We start from the raw sequence: 7,543 nt of genomic DNA, 5'->3' as shown, positions 1-7,543 counted from the left end.
CAACATATCTGCCAGGTATCGCAAGACCAACGCCGCCTACGCTTCCCTTCCTTCATAAAACAAATTGTCAAAGAACCGAGGTAACAAAAACCTCAAAAAGCTCACAACCAAAACCAGACACAAAACCAACCCAGTACCGAACCTCTCGACCCGGCCAACAAGACCAACTTTTCTGGAATTAAGGTCACAAAACCCTGTCGCCAGCAGCAACGCCGCCGTCGATGAACGCGTTATACGCACACAAATTCATACCGTCAACAGCCGAGTCCGAAAAAAATGCAAAAAAGCGAAAAAACTTTCAGAACATGAAGAAAGTTTAATTTTTTCAATGCGCTATCTCTCGCATTTGTTAAGAAACGGCCGCTTCTACGGCCATGCCGGAGCCCAAACCACCGGCGGCTGCGATCAGTGCAAGACCCCGCCTTTTTCCGGTTTCTCCAGCGTTCCCCGACGTCCGGAGGAGCTGTTCAAAGAGTTGCGCCATGAGTATGGCTCCGGACGCGCCAATCGGATGTCCGCGCGCCAGGGCGCCGCCATGCCTGTTGACAGCATCGGCTGCAAAGCCGAGTTCTCCAATGGTTACCATCGCCTGAACCGCGTAGGCTTCCATCAGTTCGATGGTGTCGAAGTCCGCAGCCGTTTTTCCAAGAGCCGCAATCAGGGACCTGGCAACACCAATCGGCGCCAATGCCGGCTCGGCCGGGTCACAACCTCCGCCTTGTGCCGCGATGACCTTTAGTCCCGGCAATGCAGACCGCCTCCTCATCTCGTCCGATACCAGCAGAACCGCAGCCGCCGCATCCGCCTCGCAGGCAATCGTCGCCGCCGTCAGCTCACAGCCGCCGCTTCCGGCCAGAACAGGCGCGCGCAAGGCAGTTTTCAGAGTCAACCTGCGTGTGAAATCATCCTCCCGCGCGCCGGGCGAGCGTGCAACGAGGCTCGAACTCCCTTGCTCTTTTGCCCTGACCGCCTTTGCATGGGATGCAACTGCGAAGTCCGCCTGCGCGGCTGCGGTGATTTTCCTTTCGCCTGCAAGGCGTGCTGCAGCTTCCGTCAGGTCCGGATCGGTAAAAGGCGCCGGCGCGAAAACCGGCCGGTCAAATGGAACCGGCTCGGCTCCCCGCTCTGCCGGTCGGTGCAGGCGGATCGGCGATCGGCTGAAACTCTCCGTGCCACCCGCCAGGACGCAGCCGGCGGCACCGGCCTCAATCATCCGAACGCCGAGCGCGATCGCATCAAGCCCCGAACAACACTGTGTATCGATGGTCATGGCCGGGACCTCTACGGGCAAGCCCGCCCGCAGGGCCGCCAGCCGTGCGGGATTGCCGCCCGCATAAAGTGCGTTGCCCAATATGACGTGATCGACGGAAGCGGGTGCGAGGCCGGCATCTTCCAAAAGCTGCTCCAGAACGGGAGCCGCGAGTTCATCGGCCTGCAGATGCGCGAGCGCACCGCCGCGCGGGGCAACCGGGGTGCGTCGGGCCGCAATGATATAGGCCGGCGAGCCACGGGTCGCGGTCATTCAAGGTTCTCCCCACGCACCATCATGTCCGTCACGCGTTGGATATCGAGTTTTCCTCCCGCGGTCTGCGGCAGACGTTCAAAAACACGGATACGGCGCGGCAGTTTGGCCGCTGCAAGCCTTTGCCGGCAATGCGCCAGCAACATATCCCCTGCGTTGTCCACGGGCTCCTGAAGCTGCACGGCCGCCTCCAGCCGGGTGCCCCGAACCGGGTCTTCGAGGCCGGCTACAACAGCGCCTGCGACCGAAGGATGCGTCATCAGGACGTCTTCGATCTCCTCAGGATACACATTCAGCCCCGATGTCACGATCATCCGATTGGTCCGGCCTGTCAGAAACAGCCAGCCATGCGCGTCAAGATAGCCTTCGTCGCCGAAGGTCAGCCAGCCATCTTTCCAGCGGGTCTGCGGATCGTTGCCGCACAAGTAACCGGAGAAGAGCAAACCGCTCTTGACCCAGATCGCGCCGGGCGTCCCGTGCGCCAGCGGTGTCTCGGGATCGCCGATTGCGACGCTGACCTCACGTGGCGGCTTGCCCACGGAACCGGGTGGACTGGTCCGGCCGCCGCGCGAAACCGTGATGAAACTTGTTTCGGACGCCCCGTAGAATTCAATCAGCTGCGCATTCGGAAACAGTCCTGCAAGCCGTTGACGATCCCGGTCCTGCCATTTCGCACCGCTGGAAAGAATGTGGTGAACGGCTTCGGACGTCCCCTTTCGCTCCACGGCTTCGGCCAGAAAGTGCAGTTGCGTCGGTGTCGCGTAGAGCACGGAGCCGCGGTCGCATCCGGAAAGGTCGCCGAGCAGCGTCCGCGGATCGAAACGGGGTGACAGCACGACTTCGTGGCCGCGTTCAAGACCACAGACCGCCCCATAGAGATGAAGCGAATGGGTCAGCTGACCGGCAACGACAATGCGTTCCCCGGCGGGGATCCGGAACTCCCGGTCGGACAGATCGAAGCTGCCGAGCCAGGAGCCGTGATTTCGGAGATATCCCTTAGGCCTGCCCGTCGAGCCTGAGGTAAAGCCGCAATAGAAAGCATCATCCTCGAGCGGCGTGACGCCGGCGCTCCGCCTATCGATGTCTTTTTGCGGCGCTCTCGCGCGGGCCGCGGCATAAACCTGCCGGTCGATGACAAGGTCCGGGGCGGCCTCGTCAAGCACATCGGCGCGCTGCCTGCCCGGCCAGGCCGGGTCCAGCACCATGGCAATCCGGCCCGTCCGGGCGCAGGCAAAAAAGCAGATGAGCAACGCGGCTGGATCATCCAGCAGCAGGGCAACCCGTCCACCGCGATCGGTGGCGCGGCGGATGACGGTCTCCATGGACCCGATCGCGTCCAGAAGGGCGCGCCATGACCAGCGATCCGCGCCACATTTCAGCGCGGTCCGATCAGGCCGCGTTTCGGCAAACGCATCCAGGCTCTGTCCGACGAAGGCCATGCCGCACCGATTTCAGCCCGGTCAGCTGCGCGACAGCATTGCCCCAGGCAACCCGCGGGCAATTGTCTGGGCGATGAGCGCGGCCAGGACGACCTTGACCAGATCGCCGGGAATATAGATCGCGCTGCCGAGAGCGGCCGTGGTCAGCGGCAGGCCCGCCATATAGGCGACACCGGGTATCCCGAAGAGATAGACAACGAGAATGCCACCCACAGCCGCTGAAACCGCAGCCGAGGCGAAGATATTCATGCCCGGGGTCGCCCGCATGATCCAGCCGGCAACGAACGCACCGACCGGCCAGCCGATCAGAAACCCGACCGAAGGCGTGGCAAAGACACCCAAACCGCCCCGCCCGCCGGCCAGGAACGGCGCGCCAAGGGCCACAAGAAAGAGGAACAGGAGCACGGCAAGACCGCCGCGCACCGGTCCCAGCATGATCCCGGCGAGCATCACGCCGAGCGTTTGCGCCGTGATCGGCACGCCGCCAAGAAACGGAATTGCGACCGGCGGCACCAGCCCCAGTGCGGCAATCAGTGCCGCATAAAATGCGATATGAACGAGTGAGCGATCAGCCATGGCGTCGATACGCCTCCCTTTTTGGTTATGTTTCGCGACACCGGCGGGTCCCGCCCCGTTCCGGTTTCGCAGTTGTGTTCAATCAGGCCGCTTTGGGCCTCGTGCGAATTTCGGCCTGTCCTGCAAGTCCGTCAGAGCCACCGCGTGCCTGCAGCGCATCGGCGACGTTGTCGGACATGCGCAGGCACTGTATGGCCAGCGGAGGTATGAGTTTCCAAGAATTCTTCGCCCCTGTACGCGCCTGATAGGCTTCGCGCATCCTGGAGAAGATCTGCATCATGTAGGGCGCAAAGCGCAGTACGAGAGCAACGCAGAGCGCCGGTTTTCTTGCCGAAAGACCAAACCATCCAAGCGGTCTGAACAAGGGCATCACTGCTTCCAGCATGTCATCCATCCGGGTGGTGATGGAGACAAGGTTGGCGGCCAGGATCAGCACGACCAGCCGCAGAACAACCGAAATACCCTCCCAGAAGGTCCCGGAAATCCAGTGCAGAACAAGAAGGATCCCGAGCAGCACCGTCAGACCGCGCAGCAGCGCCAGACGCTTCAGCCCCTCGCTTCCGAGCGTCGCGTAACACCCAACCACTCCGGCAAGGCACGCAATGAAGATCAGGGGGGAATTGACCTGAAAGAGAAGCAGGCTCGCGACCGCAACAACGAACAGTTTAAGCCCTGCCGGTGCCCTGTGCAGCCAGCTGTCACCCTGAAGATAGATCGATATCATAGCGCCGCCAGCTCCAGTTTGACGCCCGATCGCCGCGCGATATCCGCCTCGAAGGCACGCAGCACCTCATAGGGCGATCCATCCGCACGCAGGCAGCCGTCCTCGAGCCACAGAACACGTTCAAACCCCTCGAAGTGGCTGAAATCATGGCTCACCATGACGATCTTCTGCGGCAAGGACAGAAGCTTGTCGCGGATTTTTCGCGTTGCCAGCATATCGAGGCTTGTCATCGGCTCATCCAGAACCAGAAGACGCGGCTCCATCACCAGGACAGACAAAATGCAAATGAGCTGCTTCTGGCCTTCCGACAGTTCGGCAATCGGCATGCCCGCCAGCTGGCCGCAGCCATGTATGGCGAGAAACTCAAGGGCCTTCTCGCGGCTGGCCCGGCGATCGAGCCCCAACTGGGTCAGCCCGAAGGCAATCTCTTCCTCGACCGTTGGAAAAATCGCCTGATGATCCGGGTTCTGAAAAACAAAGCCGACATGACGGGGCAATTCGGGAGCCGCGCTCGCCGCGTCCGCACCGAACAACGTCAACGACCCGGCGGTGGGCTGGCGCAAACCATTCAGGAGCCGGACGAAACTGCTTTTGCCGGATCCGTTCAGTCCAATCACGCCGATCCGGTCCTCCCTGAGCGACAGCGTCAAGCCGGACAGGATCTGCTTGCCGCCGAGTTTCAGCGAAACGTCATCGAAAACGGCAAAAGGGTCTGCCTGCGGATCGCAGACCCGCATCTTTTCCTGCCTGTTCTTCCTGGACCAGATCGCCATCTTACCTCGCCAAGGCCACGCAGTCGCCGGCCGGTCAATACCGCCAGGCATCCTGCGCTCTCAAGGGGCCGCTTATTGACCGGATCTTGCCCGATGTCAAAGTAATACCAACCTCATCAAATAAGACCCTATCTGACCGTGCCTGGAGACTGTTCAGCAAGAAGCAGGTCGCAGGGCGATACGGGTTATCGTCCAAGACCTTCGACGCCGCGGAACAGTCTCCAGGCACGGCCTTCGGTGGTCTGTTCCAGCCCGCCGGACGGCGTTGCATTACTTGAACGGCCAACCAGGCCGTCCTGCGCAACGCGCCTGGCCAGCAAACAGGAACAGTGCCATCAGATAGGTTCCTATTTGTTGCGGTTGGTATAAGCCTATCCTACAGGGCGGCCCAGTTCGGGCAATTCGGCCAATTGGTCAATGGTCGAGCGGACCTTCTCCAGCGAGTGGAAAAAGCGGTCATCGGATTCCTCCGAGCCGAATGTAAGCCGCAAATAGGGGGCAGGTGCGTTGTCCTTCGCCTGGAAATAGCGCGACGACAACACCGAAATCCGCTGATGCCCGAGCGCCGCCTGAACCGCGTCCGGGTCGACATGACCGGGCAGACGCAGCCACCCGAAGACCTTGTGCGTATCCCCCTGCAGGAAATAGGGCGACAGGATATCCATGGCCTTCTGGAAACGGATGCGATTGGCCTTGCGCTTCAGGCGCAGGGTCTTGAACAGGTGCCCCTCGCGCACCCAGCCGGCAATCAGTTCCGCGGTGATCGGCGAGGCCATCCAGGTGCTTTCACCGATCTTGTTGCGGATCGAATCTCCGAACAGTTCCGGCACATGCACAAAACCGATCCGGCTGCCCGGGGAACAGACCTTGGAGATACTGGCGATGGAAGCCGTGCGCTCGGGTGCAAGCGCTCCAAAGGCGGGGAGGTTCTCGGGCAGGAACGGCGTATAAGGATCATCCTCGACGATTTTCAGATCATGCGCACGGGCGACCGAAACCAGGTCCTCGCGCTCTTCAAGCGACATCGTGTGGGTGGTCGGGTTCTGCATGTTGGGCATCAAAAAGACGCCCTTGACCCCATGCGCCCTGGCAGCTTGCGCTAGCGCGGCGGGGTCCATCGCCCCGAAGCCGCCATCTGGCCGCGCCAGCGCCGGAACGGATATCGCCTTCAGTCCGATGCTTGCCAAAGAGGGGAAGATCGAGGGATAGGTGAACCTGTCGATGGCAATGGCGTCGCCGCTGCGAAACAGCGCCTGGCAAGTCACCTGAATACCGTGCTGCGCACCGCAGGTGACGGCGACCCTGTCAGGGTCCGCTTCCAGTCCGTAATCCTTGAAGACCAGCACGCCCGTTTCGCGATGCGCTTTCAAGCCTTCAGACGGCACAAAGCCGTTCAACCGGTCAATTCCGGCCGTCCGTGCCATCCGGACGAGCCCATCGGAGAGACTGGGATTCAGGTGCGGATAGGCGAAATTGCGCGCCAGGTCGCAGACGTCCGCTTCATCTTCGGTCGGAACAAGCGGCGAGACCTTGTGGGTCTCAGGCGCAACATAGGTGCCGCGGCCCGTCTCGCCCTTGACGAGGCGCCGCCGTTCGGCTTCCCCGTAGGCACGGGTGACGGTTCCGAGCGTAACACCCAGCTGGTATGCCAGTTCGCGCTGCGGCGGCAGCCGGTAGCCCTGATCAAGGACACCGTTGCTGATATCGGCTTCGAGCGCATCGGCAATCGCCAGATAGATCGGACCTTGCGCCTCGTCGATCTTCGGGATCCACATTGTCATGGGAACAATGTTTACATTGACTGATACAATATCTCAAGACAATTAGTATCTCCGCCAATTTGTATCGATTGTATCGATATTGCTGCAGGAGAGCACCCATGGACCTGGCCACCTTCCTGGCATTTGCCGTTTTCATCATTGTCATGACCGGGACGCCCGGGCCAGGGAATCTGACGTTTCTGGCTATCGGCGCATCTGCGGGCTACCGGACGGCATTTCCGGTGATCGTGGCGTCGCAGATCGGCTCCATTCCGCTGAAGCTCAGCGTCGCCTACGGGCTCGGGCACGTCATGGCGGGCGGAGGCCCGATCGTCACGCTCTTCAAGGTGCTCAGCATGGCGTACATGACCTATCTTGCCTGGCGGATCATCTCCCTGTCGGTGAAGCCGAAAGGGGAAGTGGCGCTTCCCAGTTTCTGGGAGGGCCTGCTGATCCACCCGCTCAGTCCCAAGACCTGGGCAATGAACCTGGTCGCGTTTTCGACCTTTCTTGCAGGGAACGGTCTCGGCATTCACGAGAATGCGCTGATCCTCGTCGCCGGTTTCACCCTTGGCGGCATGGTTTTCCATTCGCTCTGGGCGCTTCTCGGGGTATCGATCCTCGCCCTGATCGGTGACGGGCCCGTTATGCGCGTCATCACCGTGCTCATGGCGGTTTCCATGCTTGCGGCGACCGTCTGGGCGCTTGCAATCTGAGAGAAGAGGCGTGGGGGGGGGGGGGGGGGGGGG

Annotated in this window: 7 protein-coding genes; 1 reads left to right on the top strand and 6 read right to left on the bottom strand. The window is 61.3% G+C overall.

Annotation, left to right across the window (positions count from 1 at the left end; translation table 11 throughout):
• Positions 1–349 precede the first annotated feature (349 nt).
• The 6 genes from RBB49_RS28270 to RBB49_RS28245 form a co-directional block, all read right to left on the bottom strand.
• Complete coding sequence (locus RBB49_RS28270; protein ID WP_306146323.1) at positions 350–1,522, bottom strand: thiolase family protein; 1,173 nt, start codon at positions 1,520–1,522, stop codon at positions 350–352.
• The gene (locus RBB49_RS28265; protein ID WP_306146322.1) at positions 1,519–2,961 is read right to left on the bottom strand and encodes an AMP-binding protein; all 1,443 of its coding nucleotides are present in this window, start codon (positions 2,959–2,961) and stop codon (positions 1,519–1,521) included. The genes RBB49_RS28270 and RBB49_RS28265 overlap by 4 nt, the downstream gene beginning before the upstream one ends.
• 21 nt (positions 2,962–2,982) lie before the next feature.
• A complete protein-coding gene (locus RBB49_RS28260; RefSeq protein ID WP_306146321.1) occupies positions 2,983–3,537 on the bottom strand; it encodes a biotin transporter BioY in 555 nt (184 codons plus the stop codon).
• 82 nt (positions 3,538–3,619) lie between these two features.
• Complete coding sequence (locus tag RBB49_RS28255; protein WP_306146320.1) at positions 3,620–4,261, bottom strand: energy-coupling factor transporter transmembrane protein EcfT; 642 nt, start codon at positions 4,259–4,261, stop codon at positions 3,620–3,622.
• Positions 4,258–5,034, bottom strand: a complete 777-nt coding sequence (locus RBB49_RS28250; RefSeq protein ID WP_306146319.1) for an energy-coupling factor ABC transporter ATP-binding protein — start codon at positions 5,032–5,034, stop codon at positions 4,258–4,260. Before RBB49_RS28250 ends, RBB49_RS28255 begins: the two co-directional genes overlap by 4 nt.
• Before the next feature lie 371 nt (positions 5,035–5,405).
• Complete coding sequence (locus RBB49_RS28245) at positions 5,406–6,815, bottom strand: PLP-dependent aminotransferase family protein (RefSeq protein WP_306146318.1); 1,410 nt, start codon at positions 6,813–6,815, stop codon at positions 5,406–5,408.
• A gap of 98 nt (positions 6,816–6,913) precedes the next feature.
• On the opposite strand from RBB49_RS28245, the gene RBB49_RS28240 reads away from it, so the two are divergent.
• Positions 6,914–7,510, top strand: a complete 597-nt coding sequence (locus RBB49_RS28240; RefSeq protein WP_306146317.1) for a LysE family translocator — start codon at positions 6,914–6,916, stop codon at positions 7,508–7,510.
• Positions 7,511–7,543: the final 33 nt, after the last annotated feature.

It is taken from the genome of Roseibium sp. MMSF_3412, assembly GCF_030733265.1.
In the GTDB taxonomy this organism is placed as follows: Bacteria; Pseudomonadota; Alphaproteobacteria; order Rhizobiales; family Stappiaceae; genus Roseibium.
Note: the sequence above shows the minus strand (reverse complement) of the source record. Positions and strands in the feature narration are given on the sequence as shown.

Coding starts and splice junctions, on each gene's coding strand:
- RBB49_RS28250 (WP_306146319.1), bottom strand. CDS start 5,034: ATGGCGATCTGGTCCAGGAAGAACAGGCAGGAAAAGATGCGGGTCTGC.
- RBB49_RS28260 (WP_306146321.1), bottom strand. CDS start 3,537: ATGGCTGATCGCTCACTCGTTCATATCGCATTTTATGCGGCACTGATT.
- RBB49_RS28245 (WP_306146318.1), bottom strand. CDS start 6,815: ATGACAATGTGGATCCCGAAGATCGACGAGGCGCAAGGTCCGATCTAT.
- RBB49_RS28265 (WP_306146322.1), bottom strand. CDS start 2,961: ATGGCCTTCGTCGGACAGAGCCTGGATGCGTTTGCCGAAACGCGGCCT.
- RBB49_RS28270 (WP_306146323.1), bottom strand. CDS start 1,522: ATGACCGCGACCCGTGGCTCGCCGGCCTATATCATTGCGGCCCGACGC.
- RBB49_RS28255 (WP_306146320.1), bottom strand. CDS start 4,261: ATGATATCGATCTATCTTCAGGGTGACAGCTGGCTGCACAGGGCACCG.
- RBB49_RS28240 (WP_306146317.1), top strand. CDS start 6,914: ATGGACCTGGCCACCTTCCTGGCATTTGCCGTTTTCATCATTGTCATG.